Origin of the sequence: Pseudomonas hefeiensis (assembly GCF_030687835.1) — a bacterium.
GTDB classification, from domain to species: Bacteria; Pseudomonadota; Gammaproteobacteria; order Pseudomonadales; family Pseudomonadaceae; genus Aquipseudomonas; species Aquipseudomonas hefeiensis.
Genome location: NZ_CP117449.1, coordinates 5,690,644 through 5,710,206, shown reverse-complemented (window position 1 = coordinate 5,710,206; position 19,563 = coordinate 5,690,644). Strand labels below are relative to the sequence as shown.

The following is a 19,563-nucleotide window of genomic DNA, read 5'->3' as shown; positions in this document are numbered from 1 at the left end:
ATGCAAGGTCACCCAGACGTAATCGATTACCTCAACACGCTGCTGACAGGTGAACTGGCAGCCCGTGATCAATATTTCATCCACTCGCGGATGTACGAGGACTGGGGTTTTACCGAGCTCTACGAACGTATCAACCATGAGATGGAAGAAGAGGCACAGCATGCCGATGCGTTGATGCGTCGGATCCTGATGCTCGAAGGCACGCCACGCATGCGCCCGGATGATCTGGACATCGGCACCACGGTGCCAGACATGCTCGCTGCCGACCTGCGCCTGGAATATAAAGTTCGTGCCGCGCTGTGCAAGGGCATCGAGCTCTGCGAGCAGCACAACGATTACGTGACCCGCGAGATCCTGCGCATCCAACTCGCCGACACCGAAGAAGACCATACCTACTGGCTCGAGAAGCAGCTGGGTTTGATCAAGCTGATCGGGTTGGAGAATTACCTGCAGTCGCAGTTCTGATGAGGTCATTGTGGGAGCAAGCTCGCTCCCACAGAAAAACAAAAAGCCCCTGTCATCAATCAAATGACAGGGGCTTTTTCGTGTCCGGTTACATCAATCCCGGTCACGCTCCAGCAACGGCTTGAGGTAGTAGCCAGTGTGCGACTGCTTCATCTCGGCGACTTCCTCTGGTGTACCCACCGCGATGATTTGACCGCCCTTGGAGCCGCCTTCCGGCCCCAGGTCTACCAGCCAGTCCGCCGTCTTGATCACATCCAGGTTGTGCTCGATCACCACCACGGTGTTGCCGTGGTCGCGAAGACGATGCAGGACGTCGAGCAATTGCTGGATATCGGCGAAGTGCAGGCCCGTGGTCGGCTCGTCGAGGATATACAGGGTTTTGCCGGTATCGCGCTTGGACAGCTCGCGAGACAGCTTGACCCGCTGGGCCTCACCGCCGGACAACGTCGTCGCCGATTGGCCAAGCTTGATGTACGACAGCCCTACATCCATCAGCGTCTGCAGCTTGCGCGCCAATGCCGGCACTGCGTCAAAGAACACCCGGGCCTCTTCGATGGTCATCTCGAGGGTTTCGTGGATGTTCTTGCCCTTGTACTTGATCTCCAGCGTTTCGCGGTTGTAGCGCTTGCTCTTGCACACGTCGCACGGCACATAGATGTCCGGCAAGAAGTGCATTTCGACCTTGATCAGACCGTCGCCCTGGCAGGCTTCGCACCGTCCGCCCTTGACGTTGAACGAGAAGCGCCCCGGGCCATAGCCGCGTGAACGGGACTCCGGCACGCCGGCGAACAGTTCGCGGATCGGCGTGAACAGCCCGGTATAAGTCGCCGGGTTGGAACGCGGTGTGCGGCCGATGGGGCTCTGGTCGATGTCGACGACCTTGTCCAGATGCTCCAGGCCCTTGATGCTGTCGTGGGCAGCGGCTTCCAGGGTAGTGGCGCCGTTCAGGGCCGTGGCGCTGAGGGGGAACAGGGTGTTGTTGATCAGCGTCGATTTGCCGGAGCCGGACACGCCGGTCACGCAAGTCAGCAGGCCAATCGGGATGTCCAGGTCGACGTTGCGCAAGTTGTTGCCACGGGCGCCCTTGAGGCTCAGCGACAGCTTCTTGTTGCGCGGCGTACGTTTGGCTGGGACCTTGATCTTTACCCGGCCCGACAGGTATTTGCCGGTCAGGGAGTCGGGGTGTGCCATGACTTCGGCGGCCGTGCCCTGGGCGACGATATGTCCACCATGCACGCCCGCACCGGGGCCGATGTCCACGACGTAATCCGCCAGGCGGATCGCGTCCTCGTCGTGTTCGACCACGATCACCGTGTTACCGATGTCCCGCAGGTGCTTGAGCGTCCCGAGCAATCGGTCGTTGTCCCGCTGGTGCAGGCCAATGGACGGTTCATCGAGGATGTACATCACCCCCACCAGGCCGGCACCGATCTGGCTGGCCAGGCGAATACGCTGGGCTTCGCCGCCGGACAAGGTATCTGCGCTGCGATCGAGGGTCAGGTAGTCCAGGCCGACGTTCACCAGGAATTGCAGGCGCTCGCGGATTTCCTTGAGGATCTTGTCGGCAATTTCGCCCCGGCGCCCGGTGAGCTTCAAGCCGCCAAAGTAGTCGGTAGCGTCCCCAATCGGCAGGTTGGTCACCGCCGGCAGGGTTTTCTCACCGACCCACACATGCCGCGCCTCCCGACGCAAACGGGTACCGCGACAATCGGGGCAGGGCTGGGTGCTGAGGAACTTGGCCAGCTCTTCGCGCACGCTGGCCGATTCGGTCTCGCGATAGCGCCGCTCCAGGTTCGGCACGATGCCTTCGAACGGGTGCGAGCGTTTGACGATATCGCCACGGTCGTTCAGGTATTTGAAGTCGACACTTTGCGAACCGCTGCCGTGCAGGATGAATTTCTGCTTGTCGGCGGGCAGTTCGTTGAAGGGTTTGTCCAGGCTGAACTTGTAATGGGCCGCCAGCGACCCGAGCATCTGGAAGTAGTAGACGTTACGCCGGTCCCAGCCGCGAATCGCGCCTTCGGCCAGGGTCAGTTCGCCATTGACCAGGCGCTTGGTGTCAAAGAACTGCTTGACCCCCAGGCCATCGCAGGTCGGACAGGCGCCGGCCGGGTTGTTGAAGGAGAACAGCTTGGGTTCCAGCTCGCTGATGGCGTGGCCGCAGATCGGGCAGGCGAAGCGCGCCGAGAAGATGATTTCTTCGCCGGGCTCGTCGTCCATCGGCGCTACCAGGGCGATGCCGTCGGCCAGTTTCAGCGCCGTCTCGAAGGACTCGGCCAGCCGCTGCTGCAGGTCGGCCCGGACCTTGAAACGGTCGACTACCACATCGATCGAATGCTTCTTCTGTTTATCCAGCTTCGGCAGTTCGTCCAGCTCGCACAGTTTGCCGTTGACCCGTGCCCGAACGAAGCCTTGGGCGCGCAATTCTTCGAAGACCATCAGGTGTTCGCCCTTGCGCTCGCGGATGACCGGCGCCAGCAGCATCAACTTGCTGCCTTCGGGCTGGGCCAGCACCAGATCGACCATCTGGCTGACGGTCTGGGCCTCCAGCGGGATGTCGTGGTCGGGACACCGGGGAATACCGACTCGCGCATACAGCAGGCGCAGATAGTCGTAGAAGATCTCGGTGATGGTGCCGACGGTTGAGCGCGGGTTGTGGGAAGTCGACTTCTGTTCGATGGAAATTGCCGGCGACAGGCCTTCGATGGTGTCGACGTCGGGTTTTTCCATCATCGACAGGAACTGCCGGGCGTAGGCCGACAGCGATTCGACATAGCGCCGCTGGCCTTCGGCGTACAGGGTGTCGAAGGCCAGGGATGATTTGCCGGATCCGGACAGGCCGGTGATGACGATCAGCTTGTCCCGTGGCAGGGTCAGGTCGATGTTCTTCAGGTTGTGGGTACGGGCCCCACGAATCAGGATCTTGTCCAAAGTGGCCTCGCTCGGCGGGCGTCGAAAACGTAGGAGTATACGGGCAAATACTGGATGGATGCACACTATTGAAAGTGAGTTTACAGTCATACATGAAGACTGCGCGGCAAACGGTCGCGATATACCCCCTCAATCGATGGGACTGGTAGAATCGCCGCCGGTTCACACGAGGTTTTTCCATGCACGATCCCCACAGCGAACGCATGAGCAGCGGCGAGACCCGCGCGGCAAGCGGTCTGGCCCTGGTGTTCGCCTTCCGTATGCTGGGCATGTTCATGGTGTTTGCCGGTGCTGGCGACCTATGGGATGGATCTGGCAGGCGCGACCCCGGCTCTCATCGGGTTGGCGATTGGCGCGTACGGCCTGACCCAGGCGATTTTCCAGATCCCGTTCGGGGTCATTTCCGACCGCATCGGCCGGCGTCCCGTCATCTATCTGGGCTTGATTGTCTTCGCCCTAGGCAGTGTGCTGGCGGCCAATGCCGATTCGATCTGGGGCGTGATCGCCGGACGCATCCTGCAAGGCGCCGGGGCGATTTCCGCGGCCGTCATGGCTTTGCTGTCGGACCTGACCCGCGAACAACATCGGACCAAGGCCATGGCCATGATCGGCATGACGATCGGGCTGTCATTCGCCGTCGCCATGGTCGTCGGGCCGTTGCTGACCCGCGCCTTTGGCTTGTCGGGCCTGTTTCTGGTCACGGGGGCCATGGCGCTGGTGGGCATCCTGATCGTGGCGTTCATGGTGCCGCGTTCCACCGGGCCGTTGCAGCACCGCGAATCGGGTGTGGCCCGCCAGGCGCTGATTCCGACGCTCAAGCACCCGGACCTGCTGCGCCTGGACTTGGGCATCTTCGTGCTCCATGCCATGTTGATGTCCAGCTTCGTTGCCTTGCCGCTGGCGCTGGTGGAGAAGGCCGGCTTGCCCAAGGAGCAGCACTGGTGGGTTTACCTGACTGCGCTGCTGATTTCGTTTTTCGCGATGATCCCGTTCATCATCTATGGCGAGAAGCGACGCAAAATGAAACGAGTTTTGCTCGGCGCCGTCGTGACGCTGATGCTCACTGAGCTATTCTTCTGGCAGTTCGGCGACAGCCTGCGGGCCCTGGTGATTGGCACAGTGGTGTTCTTCACCGCGTTCAATCTACTGGAGGCGTCGCTGCCGTCGCTGATCAGCAAGGTTTCACCCGCGGGCGGCAAGGGCACGGCGATGGGGGTTTACTCCACCAGCCAGTTCCTCGGCTCGGCGTTGGGCGGCATCCTCGGCGGCTGGCTGTTCCAGCATGGCGGTTTGTCGGTTGTGTTCCTGGGATGCGCCGCGCTGGCTGCACTTTGGCTAGCCTTTGCTGTTACCATGCGCGAACCTCCGTATGTGACGAGCCTGCGCTTGCCGTTGTCGCCCGAAGCCATCCGCGAAGCAGGCCTGACCGAGCGCCTTAAGGCCGTCGTTGGAGTAACCGATGCAGTGGTGGTCGCCGACGAAGCGGCCGTTTATATCAAACTGGACACCGAATTATTGGATCGCGCGACGCTCGAGCGCCTGGTGAACAACCCGGCCCCGACCGCGTGCGAAGCCTAGGAGAACGTTATGGCCCGTGGGGTTAACAAAGTCATATTGGTCGGTACTTGCGGCCAGGATCCCGAAGTTCGCTACCTGCCCAATGGCAACGCCGTGACCAACCTGAGTCTGGCGACCAGCGAACAGTGGACCGACAAGCAGACAGGCCAGAAGGTCGAGAAGACCGAATGGCACCGCGTGTCGATGTTCGGCAAGGTGGCTGAAATCGCCGGTGAATACCTGCGCAAAGGTTCGCAGGTGTACATCGAAGGCAAGCTGCAGACCCGCGAGTGGGAAAAAGACGGCATCAAGCGCTACACCACCGAAATCGTGGTCGACATGCAAGGCACCATGCAACTGCTGGGCGGTCGTCCACAGGGTGACCAGCAGCAAGGTGGCAACAACTACCAGCAGTCGGCTCCGGCCCCGCGTCAGCAGGCGCCGCGTCCGCAGTCGGCGCCACAGCCACAACGTGAGCGCCCAGCGGCTCCGCAACAGGCCGCGCCGCAACCGGCTCCGGATTTCGACAGCTTTGATGACGATATTCCGTTCTGATCCTGCCTGAACTCATAACGCAGGTAGTTTCCCGAAAAGCCCCAAGCGCTCTGCTCTTGGGGCTTTTTGCTGGGCGCAGGCCAGGTTCGTGTCTTGGGTACACCGGGCTATCGCGGTCATGCTCACCTGCCGTGCTGTCCCTTCACGGTCGGTAATTTGCCGGTAACTCATGCCGCGTCGGCGCTTTTTCTTCGTGATAGTGCGGTTTGCCTTGGGGGGAGCTCATCAAGGTCGAGTTGGCCAGGATCGTCTCCGTCAGCAAACAGTCCTCACCCTCCCCGAACCAGCAGGCCAGCGCCGAGTTTCGATTGCCATGCATGTCCACGACGGCCGGCCAGTTTTCGACGTCGTGGGCGTCACTGGGGGCAATGTCGGGGTAATGCTTGGGGGGCAGGACCAGTGCATCGCCGGGCCGCAGCCACAGATCGGCCAAATGAATTTCCCTCGACGCAGGCCGCCAGCGAGCGACGCTGATCACCAGCGGCAAGCGCCCATAGCGGGAAAAGAACGCGTGGGGAAAGTTATGGTATTCGAGGTCGGTCGGGCTGTAGGTCAGCAGCTCGCGCTGGCGCGCCGGGCCCAGGTAGGGCGATTGATGACCGGCCCATTTGCCGTAGGTGTATTGACCCAGGATCAGTTGGTCATACTCGAAACGCAGGCATTCGCCGTTGCCAAGCAGGGGCATGCCGAAGGCTTGCGCCGTTTTCTTGGTTGCCCAGATCGGTGCGTAGTGCACTTTGCTGGCGTGGAAATCGAACGTCTTGATCCAGTAGGAACCGGTGTTCGTTGGAACCTCGCGATCCCTTCAACTGATGCCGGAGTACCGAGTGCCCAGGGACAGGGCCGGACCGTGGAGGCCCGGGTGCATTTTCAGCGGACGTTGACACTGGCCGAACAGCCGCAAGATCAGATCGAGGCCGCGTTGGGGCTCGCAGCCGTCCTCAATACCCTTGATTGCCTGGACGAGGAGGAGCGGCTGATCGAGGACATGCTGCCCATCGCCCGGTCCATGCAGGCCCATACGGCGCTCGCACGGTTGAATCACCTGCGCGGGAATATTTATTTTCCACGGGGCGATTACGCCGAGTGTCGCCGCCTTCATGAGGAGGCCCTGTCCTTTGCCCGCATCGGTCGGGACTTGGAGACCGAGGCCAAGGCCTTGAGTGGCATTGGCGACTCCTATTACGCACAAGGGCGCATGCAGACCGCCTACGAGGTTTTTGATCAATGCCTATGCCTGTGCGAGCGCAATGGCTTGGCACACGTGGAAGCAGGCGATCGCAGCGCCCGTGGATCGGCGCAGTTGTACCTGGGCCAGCCGGAGCTGGCCTTGCAGGATGCCATGGAGGCCATCGAATGCAGCGCCCGGCTGGGCAATCATCGGGCACAGGTTTTCTCGCGGCTCACTGCCGCCTGGGTGCTGGTGGCGGGCGGCCAGGACGCCTTGGCGGAACAAGAGCTGACCTGAGCCCTGGCTTTGGCGCGCAGCCTCGGCGCCAGCCGTTTCGAAGCGATCCTGCTGGAAGGGTTGGCGAGGGGTGAGGCCCAACTGACCCGGGCCTGCCTGACCCACAACGCCTTGCGCTTTCGCGTGGCCGCCGCTGAAACCTGCCTGTTGGCGGGCAACACCGAACAGTGGCTGCGCAGTGCCGACCAGGCTCGTGGCGAGAAGTTGAAAGGGGTGGCGCGCGAAGCGCTGCAGATGGGGTTCGTGGCGACGATGCCAAGGTTGTTGCATGATCGCTTCCAGGCACACGGTTGATACGCGAGACAAAACCGCGCTTGGGCGACGAAGCGCGGTTTTTATGTGCGGTATGTTTAGTGATTGCCGGCCAGGAATTGCTCGGTGCTCACCACACTCGCGTAGGCAAACCCCAGCGCCGCCATGAACGCCGCGTGTACGTGGGCGGCTGGCACGACGACCCCGTTGAATTCCAGGTCGAGGGTGGCGCAGGCATCATGGATCACCGTGACGCCATAACCCAAGTCCGCCGCAGCCCGCACGACGCCGTCAACGCACATGTGGCTCATACTGCCGACTATCACCAGTTGCTCGATGCCGTGCTGGTCGAGGAGGGCTTGCAGTTCGGTTTCGCGAAACGAATTGACGAAGTGCTTGAGGACCACGGGTTCGTCGGCGTGGTTGAGCACCTTGGGGTGCAACTGTGCGCCTTCGGAGCCTGGGGTGAAGAAGGGCGCGTCATCGGAGGTGAATTCGTGGCGGATGTGCACCACGCTGTTCCCGGCCTGGCGAAAGGCATCGATCAACCGTACGGCGTTATCGGCGGCGGCATCGACACCGACCAGCGGCCATTTTCCCTGGGGGAAGTAGTCGTTCTGGATATCGACTGCGATGAGTGCTTGCTTGGACATGAGGGCTTCCTTGATCAGGTTGGGTAGGGCGCCAGTATTGGCGCTTACCACCGGATCGAGGATTGGCCGCAACGACAATAAGCGAGGGAAAACTGACAACGCAGCGATAACGCTGCATTGTCAGGCTCGGTCTCACCAGTTGTACGTCAGGCTTGTCGTCATGGTTCGGCCATCGCCGTAGTAGCAGTCCCAATTGCTGGTGCAGTTCGCAACGTATTTTTTGTCGTCGAGGTTTTCCACGTTCATGTCGACCTTCACGCCCTTGAGGCCCAGCGGTGATTGGCCGAGGTCGTAGGACAGGCGAGCGTCATACACGGTAAAGGATGGCACGTCGAAGGAGGGCGCGGTGGCTGTGCCCGGGTACTCGGTTCCGGGACTGCTGCGCACATAACGAACACCGAGCCCGGCGCCGAATCCGGCCAGCGGGGTCTCGCCCAAGAACGTGTAGTTGACCCAGGCGGAGGCGGTCAGCGGCGAGCTGCCGGCCAGATGGTTGCCTTGACGACCATCATTGTCCTTGGTGTATTCAATATCGTTGCGCGAGACGGCCGCGATGATGTCCAGTGACTTGTTCAGGCTTGCCTTGCCTTCCAGTTCGATACCTGTCGAGCGGACGGCGCCGGTCTGGCCGTTGAAGCCCGGGTTGTCCAGATCGGTGGTCAGCATGTTCTCCTGGTCCAGTTGATAAACCGATAGCTGCACAAAGCTCTGCTGTCCTGGCGGTTGGAATTTGAGACCTATTTCATACTGCTTGCCGGTGGTGGCCTCGAATGGTTTGCCGGATGCATCACGGCCGCTGACCGGCTGGAATGACTCGGCATAGCTGATGAACGGAGCCAGGCCGTTGTCGAACAGGTACACCAGGCCGGCACGCCCGGTGAAGGCACTGTCACGGACGTTGCTATGGGCACCGCTGACCGGTTCCTTGTTGTCCACTTCGGTCCAGTCGTAGCGGCCACCGAGCACCAGTACCCATTGGTCAAGCTTGATCTGGTCCTGCATGTACAGGCCGGTCTGGGTGATGGTGTTGTCCCATCGATACAGATTGCCGAAGTTGAGGGGCTGGCCGTGGACCGGGTTGAAAATGTCGATAATCGGTGGGTTGTAGTCGTACAGCCCTTTGAATTTTGAATTGAACCGGTAGTAGTCCAAGCCGGTGATCAGGGTGTGTTTCAGGGGGCCGCTGTCGAATTCGGCCTGGGCAATGTTATCCACACCGAAGACCTTGTTGGTCTGCGACCAGTCGACGCCGTAGCGGGTCATATAGCGTTTGTCGTTGGCGCCGGTGACGGGGTTGTTGACGAAACGATAACCATGCAGCGGGGCGGTGTAATGGTCATCCACCACGGCATAACGGGCGTTCTGCTTCAAGGTCCAGACATCATTCAGGCGATGGCTCAGCTCATAGCCCAGGGCATATTGGTTGCGCTTGTAGTCATTGACGCCGGGTTCGCCCAGGAAAAGGTCCCGCGAAATTTTGCCATTGGGGTTGTTGAACACCGTGCCCAGGGCAGGCAAGCCTTGCGCCTCCGGTACCGCGTCGTCGCGCTGGTACTGGGCGAACAGGGTCAGGCTGGTGTCTTCGTTGGGGAGCCAGGTCAGGCTCGGCGCGAGAAACTGGCGTTTTTGCTGGGCATAGTCGATGCTCGAATTGCTGTCATTGACCAGCCCGGTCAAGCGATACAGCAGCGTGCCTTGTTCATCCAAGGGGCCCCCGACATCCACGCCAACCCCCATCTGGTCGTAACTGCCCGCCTTCAATGCCACTTCATGGATGGGTTCGAGGGTTGGCCGCTTGCTGACCATGTTGACGATACCGCCAGGCTGGTTCTGACCGTACAGCACCGAGGCCGGTCCTTTGAGCACTTCAATGCGTTCCAGCGAATACGGTTCGATTTGCAGCGCGCCGCCGGTACTGCCTCCGCCGTATGGCAAATGCAAGCCGTCCAGATACAACGGGACGGGGCTTATGCCACGGGAGGTAGGCTCATCAAAAATCTTCACCCGGTCAGAGAAGCCGCCGCCAGTGATGCCAGGCGTGTAGCGCAGCGCTTGAGTGACGCTTTGGGCGCCTCGGGCCTTGATCTCGTCAGCGGTAACCACGTTAATGGTTTGCGGCACCTCCACCAGGGCGCTATCGGTCTTGCTGCCCGTGGCGCTGCGCGTGGCGACGATGCCATCGACCGGGCCCCAGGGGTTTTCGCCGATGCTGCGGGCGCCGATCAGCGTGGCGTCCAGTTGCAAGGTTGCGCTGTCGGGTGCGAGTTGCAGGGACCAGGCGTTGCCGCTGTTGACTGCCTGCAAGCCCGAACCTGCCAATAAACGCTGCAACGCCCCGGGAATATTGAATTGCCCGTGGAGCCCCTGCGTGCTCTTGCCTGTGGTCAGTTGCGCGTCCACCGACAGCAACACACCGGCTGTCGTGGCGAATTGGTTCAACGCCTGGTCGAGCTGGCCTGCTGCGATATCGTACTGGCGAACATCATCGATGCTGGCTGGCTCGGCCTGGGCGGTTGTGCAGAATATTGGCGTTGCAGCCAGGGCGCCGAGGAACAAACCGTTGCGCAAGAAATGGAAAGGGGTTTGGACGGGCACTGCGATACTCCCTGGCGGATAGCAATTGAAGGGTTTCAGAGCTATCCCGTATCAACAGGAAAAACCGACAACACCCGACGGAAAAATCAGGCGAGACGCTTTACCGTGACCCAATACCGCGTTGTTTGGTGGACGCGCACCGGCAGCGAGCGAGCCAGCGCAGCCAGGATGGCGTCGGTGTCGGTCAGAGGGAATACACCGGTGATCAGCAACGGTGCGGCGGCCGGATCGCAGCGGAGCATGCCGGGCCGATAGCGGCTCAGTTGCGATAGAAACTGACCCAGCAGCTGGCGTTCGGCGATCAGGTGGCCCTCGCTCCAGGCGCTGGCGTTTGGATCGGTGGCGGTGATGACGCCGAGTCGGTCCTGATCGAACCAGAGGCTCTGGCCCTCCACCAGTCTTTGGGCCGCCGCCGCGGTAGGCCGTACTTCCAGCATTCCTGTGTAAAGGTCGACCCGGATGCCTTGCTGTGCCTCGGCCACGCAGAAGCGTGTGCCCAACGCTTGGATATCGCCAGCCGCGGTCTGCACGATCAATGGCCGCTGGAGGTACTCGGGTTTATGCCCGGACTCCAGCAGGATAGCCCCCTTGACCAGACGAATGCGCCGGTGGCTGGCAGAAAAAAGTACGTCCACGGCGCTGTCGGTATCCAGGTCCAGGCGCGTGCCGTCTTCCAGGGTCAGCCGACGGATTTCGCCCACTGCCGTGTGCTGGTCGGCCAATCCTGCGCGCCAGGGTTTCTGGCTGTGCAGCGAATAGCCGGTTGCTCCCGTGACCAGCATCAGGGAAAGCAGCTTGAGCATGTCGCGCCGCGACCGCTGCGGTGCATCCTTGAGCACGGCCTGGGCACAGTCGCGAGGAACGCTGCCCAAGGTCCGCTGCAAGTCTTGCAAGCGCTGCCAGGCCCTGACGTGTTCGGCATCGGCGCGCTGCCACAGGATAAACGCTCGCTGTTGAGCGTCATTCATTTCACCGCCCCAATGCAGCATCAGCCACTCGCTGGCCTGTTCGACGACGGCTGGTGAAACCGGTGGTTCGGCGCGGTGTTTCATTCTTCATAGACCGTCTGGTAGCAGGCCAGGATGGCGCGGGTCATGTATTTTTGTACTGAGCTGACCGTGACTTGCAGACGTTCGGCAATTTGCGCATAGCCAAGGCCCTCGAATTGCGACAGCAGGAAGGCGGTTCGCACGTTGCTGGGCATCCGGTCGAGCATCGCGTCGATCTTCTGAAGCGTTTCCAGGATGATTGCTCGCGTCTCCAGGCAAGGCGTCTGGGGCTCGGGCAAATGGGCGATACTTTCCAGATAGGCCCGTTCGATTCGCTGCCGACGCCACTGATCAATCACAAGGTTACGGGCGATCTGGGTCAGGTAACTGCGCCCTTCCACTACCCCGGGGATACGCCCGGAAACCAGCAGACGCAGAAATGTATCTTGCGCGATGTCCGCCGCGTGGTCATGGTTGCCCAGCTTTCGACGCAACCAGGCGTGCAGCCACCCGTGGTGATCGCGGTAGAGTTGATGCAGTTGAGCATTGCCACTGGAAGCTGCTGACATGACGGGCTCGTTGGAGTGGGTGTTAATGATAGGTATTATCATTACACTTTTTTTGGGGCTTTAAAAGCCGGCCCGATGGCACCCTGCGATCAGGAGGGTGCCTGTCTGGATGGGGCGCAACGACAAAAGAGGAGGAATGGATTAATGACGCAGGAACGGGCAGTCGCCGAGCTCGGGGTGCTCATCTACCCCGGCGCGCAGATGGCGGCGGTGCATGGCTTGACCGATCTGTTCGCCGTGGCGCAGCGGATTGCCGACGAGCAAGCCAGCGCGCAGCTGCCGCGACTGCGGGTCAGTCATTGGCGAGCGCAGGAGGGTGAAGTACCGACCCGGGTGTTCGACAGTTTCGCGGGTCCCCAGGGCAGACTGGTCGCCCTGCTGATTCCACCGTCCATCGCCGGTTTCAGTGAGGGGCTGGTGTCGCAGGCGCTGGTGAGTTGGTTGCGAGCGCGGCATGCCGACGGGACGGTGCTGGGTGGTGTGTGTGTCGGTTCGATTCTGTTGGCCGAAAGCGGCCTGCTCGATGGGCGCAGCGCCACGACCCACTGGACCTCGGCCAAGACCTTTGCTGCACGTTATCCGAAGATCAAGCTCAACGCCGACAAACCCATCGTCGACGATGGGGACCTGATTACCACGGCCGGGCTGATGGCCTGGTCGGAATTGGGGTTACGACTGGTGGACCGACTGCTCGGTCCCAGCATCGCCACGCGCACGGCGCAGTTTCTGGTGATCGAACACAGCGACAGCGCTAGCCAATGCGGCAGCAACTTTGCGCCCATCCTCGGACACGGTGACTCGGCCATTCTCAAGGTCCAGCACTGGCTGCAAGGCAGCGGCGCGGTGGACGTTTCCCTCGGCGCCATGGCCGAACGGGCCGGGCTGGAGGAACGCACCTTCCTGCGCAGGTTTCGCGCCGCCACCGGGCTCAAACCCACCGAATACTGCCAGCACCTGCGCGTCGGCAAGGCCCGGGAAATGCTGGAATTCACCAATGGCACCATCGACCACATTGCCTGGACGGTGGGTTATCAGGACCCGGGGGCTTTTCGCACGACGTTCAAGAAGATCACCGGGTTGGCGCCCAGTGATTATCGGGCGAGGTTTGGGGTAAGCCCGATGAATGCTCCAAAGTAGTCATCAATCCCCTCGCCACAGGGGCTGAGACCGGCGCAGTTGTCGTGCAATTTGCCGGATGTCCTCAGGGTGTCGTGCAGAATGAAACAGGCCCGGTGCTATCAATTCTCCCTGAAACACCCGTTTCGTTGTTCGTCCTGGCTCGCAACACCGTTGGCCTGATCTCTGCACCCCTTTACCTAAAGCCATCGAGCGCAGTTAAAAGGGCACCGCATGACGACGGTCAATCGCAACAAACTGGTAGTGGACCATTCGACCAACCCCCACGCACCGCTTCATGAAGTTGAAACCAATCGGGCGTTGGCCCGTTGGCTGGCGCAGATTCTGGGGCTTGAATACGGCGGCAGTTATGACGAACAGCACCATGGTGGGCATGATCTGTACGTGCTACCCACGCAAACCGTAATAGGTGCCGAGGCAGCGCTGCGCTTGGGCGTCAAAGGGCCAGAGGATCTATGGGGCGGTTATGTCGAGCATGATTTTATCTGCACCAAGGCAATCACCCACGGTCTGCTGAACAGGCACGCGGTCGCGCCCGTGGGCTGGTCACCGCTGTTCGCCAAGTTGACCCGGGGTGCGGTGCTCGATGGCGTGACTGTGTTTGCGCTCCAGGATGCGCGCCAGGCTGCCGAGCATCTGCTGTACACCGGAGCGATCCGCTTCAAGCCTATCCATGCCTGTGCCGGACGCGATCAGCGGGTGATCAAGAGTCTGGCGCAGTTCGATGAAGTCGCCGCCGGCCCCGAGGCCCAAGCGCTGTTTCGCGACGGTGTGGTGCTTGAGCAGAATCTCGAACAGGTCAAGACCCAGAGCGTCGGCCAGAGCTTCATCAACGGCAAAATATTGAGTTACTGCGGTGTGCAACATCTGACGCGGGACAGTGAAGGGCTGGAGGTTTACGGCGGCTCGGACCTGTTGGCGGTGCAGGGCGGCTATATTGAATTGCTCAAACTTGAGCTGCCCGACGATGTGCGTGAGGCGGTGCGGTTGGCGCAGGTGTTTGACGATGCCGCCAATCAGGCATTTCCAAGGTTTTTTGCCTCGCGACGCAATTACGACATCGCCCAGGGCATCGACGTCGGTGGTCAGCCTCGTGGTGGAGTGCTGGAGCAGTCATGGCGCATGGGTGGGGCCAGCAGTGCTGAGCTTGCAGCGTTACAGGCGTTCATTGAGGACCCTTCCTCCAGCGCGGTCCGTGTGTCCTCGGTGGAGACCTACACGGACCAGCCGCTGCCTCCCGGAGCCAGGGAGGTGTATCGCGGCCCGGCGCACAATGGAGACTTTCTTCTTAAATACGTAACGGTTCATTCCTATGACGGCTAGAAGCGAAACCATTCAGATCGAGATCGACGACGAACTCATGAACGGGACCTTCCTGAGTCCCAAGTCGAAGGTTCCGGGGGTGTTGTTCGTCCACGGTTGGGGCGGTAGCCAGGAGCGTGACCTGGAACGGGCCAAAGGCATCGCCGGCCTGGGCTGCGTCTGCCTGACCTTTGACTTGCGCGGGCATACCGGCGGAGCGGGCATTCCGTTATCCCGGGTAACCCGGGAAGATAACCTGCGGGATTTGCTCACCGCCTATGATCGGCTGCTCGCCCATCCAGCCTTGGATACCTCGGCGATCGCCGTGGTGGGCACCAGCTACGGCGGTTACCTGGCCGCGATCCTGACGTTGCTGCGGCCGGTGCGCTGGCTGGCACTGCGGGTGCCGGCGCTGTACCGCGACGAGCAATGGCACACGCCCAAGCGTGACCTGGACAAGACGGACCTGCTGGATTACCGCAGTACCCCGGTGCACGCCGACACCAACCGCGCCTTGCACGCATGTTCGCAGTTCACGGGTGATGTATTGCTGGTGGAGTCGGAGACCGACGAGCATGTGCCCCACGCGACGATCATGAGCTACCGAGCGGCGTGCCAGCAGACCCATTCGCTGACGCACCGGATCATCGACGGCGCCGACCATGCCTTGAGCGACCCGGTGTCCCAGCAGGCCTACACCTCGATTCTGGTGGACTGGATCACCGAGATGGTGGTGGGCGAGCGATTGAGCATTATCCAGTCGCGTTGATTGCGCTGTGTTCATACGGGCCCCATCGCGAGCAGGCTCGCTCCTACAATTGATCTATGGTGAACGCAGAGTTGATGTCCACCACAAATCTACTGTGGGAGCGAGCCTGCTCGCGATGGGGCCCGCTCAGCCAACCTATAGCTCCGAACCTGTCACTTAGGCCCCGGTTTGACCCGCAACGCCCTGGCCTTCGCCTCGATCACCAGGTACATCAGCACCGTGATCAACAACGGCAAGATGAAATAGATCGCCCGATAGGCAATCAGCCCCGCCAGCAGGCTGCCGCGAGAAACCTCGTGCTGCAGCAGCGCGATAAACACCGCCTCCAACACCCCCAATCCCGCCGGAATGTGCGTGATGACTCCGGCAATGCTGCTGATCATCAACACCCCCAGCACCACCGGATAATCCAGCTTGCCCGGCAGCAGGGTAAAGATCACCGCCGCCATCAGCGACCAGTTCAACGCACCCAGCGCCAGTTGCAGCCCCGCCATGCGCAGCGACGGCAGGTTGATTTCCATACCGCGGATCGTCCAGGCCCGACGCTTGGAGAACCGGCAGGCCACCAGATAACCGGCACTGATACACAGCAGCAGCACGCCCACGCCTTGCAGCGCAGTGCTGCTCAGTTTCCAGCCCGGCGGCATCGTGACCAGGCCGCTGCTGAACACCACCCCAGCCAGGGTCATGTAGCCGAACCAATTGGTGGCCAGGCTGAGACCGAGAATCTTGGCGATGTTCCCGTTGCTCACCCCCAGCCGCGAATACAGCCGGTAGCGCATGGCGATGCCGCCGACCCAGGCACTGAGGTTCAGATTGAAGGCATAACTGATCACACCTACCGGCAATATTTGCCGCCACCCCAGTTTCTGCCGTATGTAGGTGCGGCCGATCAGGTCGAAGCAGGCGTAAGTGATGAAACTGGTAACGGTCAGCGCCGCGGCGATGAGCAATGTGCGCAGTTTGAAGTCCGCCAGGGTCGCGAACACTTCGGCCCAGTCGATGCGCCGGGCCAGGGCCGTGAACAACACGATCAGCAGCAGGAAGAAGGCCAGGGTCAGCGGGCGTTTCCAGCGGCTCCAGCGTGATTTGGGTGTGCTGTGTTCGGCCGCTTGGGCATCACTGGGCGCCGGGTGCGCGTCAGAGTGGTTCATGGGGTTCGCTCCGAACCGCCGTGGGCGGCGAAAAAGGTTTCAGACGCGGTTTATGGGCTGGCAGCCAGCCGGCCCAGGCCGGAAAGTGGCGCAGAAAGTGGAACACCATGAAACCAATGGTCATGCGCCACAGCAGGCCCCGAGGAGCAGGGTTGGCCGGCATGGCGGTGCAATGGTTGCGGCTCAGATGATCGAGGCGCTCGAACAATTCACGGTTGAAGGCTCGGTCGCGGATCAGCACATTGGCTTCCAGATTCAGGGACAGGCTCAGGGGGTCGAGGTTGCTTGAGCCCACCGTGCTCCAATCCTCATCCACCAGCGCGACTTTGCCGTGCAGCGGCCGTTCGCAATACTCGTAGATCACCACGCCGGCCTTGAGCAGATAGTTGTAAAGCATCCGCGCCGCGAGCTTGGCGATCATCATGTCCGGCTGGCCTTGCAGGATCAGTCGTACTTCCACGCCGCGCCGCGCCGCATTGCGGATCTCGCGCAGCAGGCGGAAACCGGGGAAGAAATAGGCATTGGCAATGACCACGCGCCGCTGGGCGCTGCGCAATACTTGCAGGTACACCTCTTCGATGTCGGTCTGATGCTCATGGTTGTCGCGATAGACCAGCCGCACCTGACCATCATGATCGTTGAAGGCCAATTCGTTGCGGCGGCTTCGGCGGCGTTGCCACCAAAATTTGGCCCGTCTGGGTCGACCGCTCTGCAACAGCGCGAAGTGATGGATATCCACCACCGCCGGGCCTTTGACCTCCACGGAGTAATCCTGCTTGGCCTCGGGGCCGAAGTCGCCCAGATGGTCCGCGGAAAAATTGATCCCGCCGATAAACGCGATCACACCGTCCACCACCACGATCTTGCGATGCAGGCGGCGGAACCAATTGGTGCGGATCCCCAGGTGCCGAGGCGCCGGATCGAATATCTGCAAACGCACCCCGGCATCGCTCAACGTGGCCAGAAACTCCGGCGTCAGCTCACCGCAGCCAAAACCGTCCAGATTAACGGTGATACGCACGCCGCGCCTGGCCGCGTCCACCAACAGGTCCCGTAGCTCGATACCGACTTTGTCCTCGAACAGAATGAAGGTCTCAAGGAGAATTTCCTTTTCGGCCCGGCGTATGGCCTCGAAGACCCTGGGGAAATACTCCTCGCCGTTTTCCAAAAGCGTGACCCGATTATTGCCGTGCCAACCGTACTCGATGTCCACCAGCGCCGGATTGCGCTCGGTCGGCGGAACCTGCACCTGTTCCACCGTCGCCTTGTTCATCGTCGCGCTCATAATTCGATCTCCACCGAAAGCGGTGCATGGTCGGAAAGGTGCGACCAGGGACGTACGTTCAATACCTTGGGATGACGGGCCTTGAGGTTGCGTACGTAGATGCGGTCCAGACGCAGGACTGGCAGGCGCGCCGGAAAGCTGCGGGCCGGTTTGCCCCATTGTTCGGCGAACACCTCACGCAGACCGCTGGGCTCGAGCAGCTCGCTGGCTTTGCCGCGCCAGTCATTGAAGTCCCCAGCGACGATGACCGGCGCCTCGGGCGGCAGTTCGCTCAAGCGCTGGCAAAGCAGTTTCAATTGCTCGACTCGATGACCTTCGCGCAACCCCAGGTGGACGCAAATGGCGTGGATTTCCCGCTCATCGCCGCCCGGCAGGCGCAGCACGCTGTGGAGCATGCCGCGGCTTTCATGGCCGCTGATGGACACGTCCAGGTTGTCGTGGCGAATGATCTGGAATTTGGACAGCAGCGCGTTGCCGTGGTCGCCTGCCGGGTACACCGCGTTGCGCCCGTAGGCGAACTGCGGCCAGAGGCTGTCGGCGAGGAACTCGTATTGCGGCATGCTCGGCCAATTGGTGTAGCGCTGCGGATGATGCTCGTGGGTGCCGTGGACTTCCTGCAAGAACACCACGTCGGCGGACACACTGCGCACCGCCTCACGCAGTTCCGGCAGGATGAAGCGCCGGTTCAGGGCGGTGAAACCTTTATGGGTGTTGACCGTCAGGACGGTGAAGTGGCTGACCCGATCGATGTCTTGCAACTGATTGTGGGTCGGGTCGCGAGTCGTTTCGGTGGATTCCGGGATGCTCATGGCAATACCCCCTCGGCCGGGCGCTCGCCGGGGGCGGTGGCGAGGTCCTTGTCCAGGTCGAAGTGCTCCAGCAGGTGACGCGCGTCATAGGGCGCACGGACTTTGATGTCGTTGTCGAAATAGCAGAACACCTCCCGGCTCTTGCGGGCGCGGGGTTTCTTTTTCGGGTCGATCAAATGGGCATCGCGCGGTTGTGTGCCGTGGCTCCAGGCCTCGATCCGCTCACCCCAGCGTTTCAAGGCCGCGTCGGTGTAGCCGCTGGCGTACAGCTGCTCGGCACCGTGCAGGCGCAAGTACACAAAGTCGCTGGTGACGTCTTCGCGATACGGCCATTTCCCAGCGGTGTCGGCGATCACCAGCGCCACGTCGTAGCGTTTGAGCAGGGTGATGAAGTGGGGATCGATGAAGCTTTCATGCCGGATCTCCACCGCGTGGCGCAGCGCCCGCTTCTTGTCGGTCTGGGTGCTGGCGTGACCGTTCAGGCGTGGCTCGTGCTCCCGGGCCAGGGCGGCGGCATCTTCGGTGTTATGGGGCAGTTGCTTGAGGAAATCTTCGAACAGCTCAGGGTCGAATTTGAAACTCGGCGGAAATTGCCAGAGGATCGCCCCGAGTTTTTCCTTGAGTTCCAGCACGCCGGAGGCGAAGAAATTGGCCAACGGCTTGTGAATGTCCCGAAGACGCTTGATGTGGGTGATGAAACGCGGTGCCTTGACGCTGAAGACGAAGCCGGGCGGTGTCTCGGCATACCACTGGGCATACCGTTCGGGGCGTTGCAGGGCGTAGAACGATCCATTGATTTCGATGCTGTTGACCGCTCGCGAGGCGAATTGCAATTCCCGTTTCTGGGTCAGCCCCTTGGGGTAGAAATCCCCCCGCCAAGGCGTATAACGCCAACCGGAAATGCCAATGTGGATCGCCGTCATGTGTCCCTCCCGTGCCAATGACCTCGTACCGCCTGTGTCTTGTGATGACTGTTGCGCGGGGTAGAAAGTTTCGATGGAGTTACCGGCGGTGAGGGCAGGTGAAGTCTTGCAGTCTTGTTCACTGTGTTTCAGTAGTTGCTGAATTGACCC

At 61.2% G+C, this 19,563-nt stretch carries 17 protein-coding genes and 1 pseudogene; 8 read left to right on the top strand and 10 right to left on the bottom strand.

Annotated elements, in window-relative coordinates; genetic code table 11:
* Window positions 1-465 carry a bacterioferritin gene (gene bfr, locus PSH57_RS25765; RefSeq protein ID WP_305386159.1) on the top strand — a complete coding sequence of 155 codons (465 nt, stop codon included), beginning with the start codon at window positions 1-3 and terminating at the stop codon, window positions 463-465.
* Between the two features lie 93 nt (window positions 466-558).
* Here bfr and uvrA read toward each other — a convergent pair whose 3' ends face one another.
* Window positions 559-3,396 carry an excinuclease ABC subunit UvrA gene (uvrA, locus tag PSH57_RS25760; RefSeq protein WP_305444788.1) on the bottom strand — a complete coding sequence of 946 codons (2,838 nt, stop codon included), beginning with the start codon at window positions 3,394-3,396 and terminating at the stop codon, window positions 559-561.
* Between the two features lie 179 nt (window positions 3,397-3,575).
* Between uvrA and PSH57_RS25755 the strand changes: the two are divergent.
* Both PSH57_RS25755 and PSH57_RS25750 read left to right on the top strand, forming a co-directional pair.
* Window positions 3,576-4,974 (top strand): annotated as a pseudogene (locus tag PSH57_RS25755) (MFS transporter).
* Window positions 4,975-4,983: 9 nt separating this feature from the next.
* Window positions 4,984-5,508, top strand: a complete 525-nt coding sequence (locus PSH57_RS25750) for a single-stranded DNA-binding protein (RefSeq protein ID WP_186614519.1) — start codon at window positions 4,984-4,986, stop codon at window positions 5,506-5,508.
* A gap of 142 nt (window positions 5,509-5,650) precedes the next feature.
* Here the strand turns inward: PSH57_RS25750 and PSH57_RS25745 are convergent, their stop codons facing one another.
* Window positions 5,651-6,244 (bottom strand): hypothetical protein, encoded by a 594-nt coding sequence (locus PSH57_RS25745; protein ID WP_305416213.1) that lies wholly within the window; start codon window positions 6,242-6,244, stop codon window positions 5,651-5,653.
* Between the two features lie 126 nt (window positions 6,245-6,370).
* On the opposite strand from PSH57_RS25745, the gene PSH57_RS25740 reads away from it, so the two are divergent.
* Window positions 6,371-6,976: a tetratricopeptide repeat protein gene (locus PSH57_RS25740; protein ID WP_305386151.1), complete on the top strand. Its 606-nt coding sequence runs from the start codon at window positions 6,371-6,373 to the stop codon at window positions 6,974-6,976.
* Window positions 6,977-6,985: 9 nt separating this feature from the next.
* Window positions 6,986-7,270: a hypothetical protein gene (locus PSH57_RS25735; RefSeq protein WP_305386149.1), complete on the top strand. Its 285-nt coding sequence runs from the start codon at window positions 6,986-6,988 to the stop codon at window positions 7,268-7,270.
* 56 nt (window positions 7,271-7,326) lie between these two features.
* Here PSH57_RS25735 and PSH57_RS25730 read toward each other — a convergent pair whose 3' ends face one another.
* From PSH57_RS25730 to PSH57_RS25715, 4 genes are all read right to left on the bottom strand, one after another.
* Window positions 7,327-7,881 (bottom strand): cysteine hydrolase family protein, encoded by a 555-nt coding sequence (locus PSH57_RS25730; RefSeq protein ID WP_305386147.1) that lies wholly within the window; start codon window positions 7,879-7,881, stop codon window positions 7,327-7,329.
* A 132-nt stretch (window positions 7,882-8,013) separates the two neighbouring features.
* Window positions 8,014-10,476: a TonB-dependent siderophore receptor gene (locus PSH57_RS25725; protein ID WP_422766060.1), complete on the bottom strand. Its 2,463-nt coding sequence runs from the start codon at window positions 10,474-10,476 to the stop codon at window positions 8,014-8,016.
* Window positions 10,477-10,562: 86 nt separating this feature from the next.
* Entirely contained in the window at window positions 10,563-11,528 is a 966-nt protein-coding gene (locus PSH57_RS25720) for a FecR domain-containing protein (protein WP_305386145.1), read from the bottom strand.
* On the bottom strand, window positions 11,525-12,034 hold the full coding sequence (locus PSH57_RS25715) for a sigma-70 family RNA polymerase sigma factor (RefSeq protein WP_305386144.1): 510 nt from the start codon (window positions 12,032-12,034) through the stop codon (window positions 11,525-11,527). The genes PSH57_RS25720 and PSH57_RS25715 overlap by 4 nt, the downstream gene beginning before the upstream one ends.
* Window positions 12,035-12,178: 144 nt before the next feature.
* Here PSH57_RS25715 and PSH57_RS25710 point away from each other — a divergent pair, with 144 nt between their 5' ends.
* The 3 genes from PSH57_RS25710 (at window position 12,179) to PSH57_RS25700 (ending at window position 15,242) form a co-directional block, all read left to right on the top strand.
* Window positions 12,179-13,171 (top strand): GlxA family transcriptional regulator, encoded by a 993-nt coding sequence (locus PSH57_RS25710; RefSeq protein WP_305416211.1) that lies wholly within the window; start codon window positions 12,179-12,181, stop codon window positions 13,169-13,171.
* A gap of 213 nt (window positions 13,172-13,384) precedes the next feature.
* Complete coding sequence (locus PSH57_RS25705; RefSeq protein ID WP_305386142.1) at window positions 13,385-14,494, top strand: DUF3182 family protein; 1,110 nt, start codon at window positions 13,385-13,387, stop codon at window positions 14,492-14,494.
* Window positions 14,484-15,242 (top strand): alpha/beta hydrolase family protein, encoded by a 759-nt coding sequence (locus tag PSH57_RS25700; RefSeq protein ID WP_305386140.1) that lies wholly within the window; start codon window positions 14,484-14,486, stop codon window positions 15,240-15,242. The genes PSH57_RS25705 and PSH57_RS25700 overlap by 11 nt, the downstream gene beginning before the upstream one ends.
* Before the next feature lie 152 nt (window positions 15,243-15,394).
* Here the strand turns inward: PSH57_RS25700 and PSH57_RS25695 are convergent, their stop codons facing one another.
* From PSH57_RS25695 to PSH57_RS25680, 4 genes are read right to left on the bottom strand one after another with little or no spacing between them, the layout of a single operon-like run.
* Window positions 15,395-16,396, bottom strand: a complete 1,002-nt coding sequence (locus tag PSH57_RS25695) for a lysylphosphatidylglycerol synthase domain-containing protein (RefSeq protein ID WP_305386138.1) — start codon at window positions 16,394-16,396, stop codon at window positions 15,395-15,397.
* Complete coding sequence (gene clsB / locus PSH57_RS25690; protein ID WP_305386137.1) at window positions 16,383-17,681, bottom strand: cardiolipin synthase ClsB; 1,299 nt, start codon at window positions 17,679-17,681, stop codon at window positions 16,383-16,385. Before clsB ends, PSH57_RS25695 begins: the two co-directional genes overlap by 14 nt.
* On the bottom strand, window positions 17,678-18,490 hold the full coding sequence (locus tag PSH57_RS25685) for an endonuclease/exonuclease/phosphatase family protein (RefSeq protein ID WP_305386135.1): 813 nt from the start codon (window positions 18,488-18,490) through the stop codon (window positions 17,678-17,680). Before PSH57_RS25685 ends, clsB begins: the two co-directional genes overlap by 4 nt.
* Window positions 18,487-19,413 carry a DUF72 domain-containing protein gene (locus tag PSH57_RS25680; protein WP_305386133.1) on the bottom strand — a complete coding sequence of 309 codons (927 nt, stop codon included), beginning with the start codon at window positions 19,411-19,413 and terminating at the stop codon, window positions 18,487-18,489. Before PSH57_RS25680 ends, PSH57_RS25685 begins: the two co-directional genes overlap by 4 nt.
* Between the last annotated feature and the right edge of the window lie 150 nt (window positions 19,414-19,563).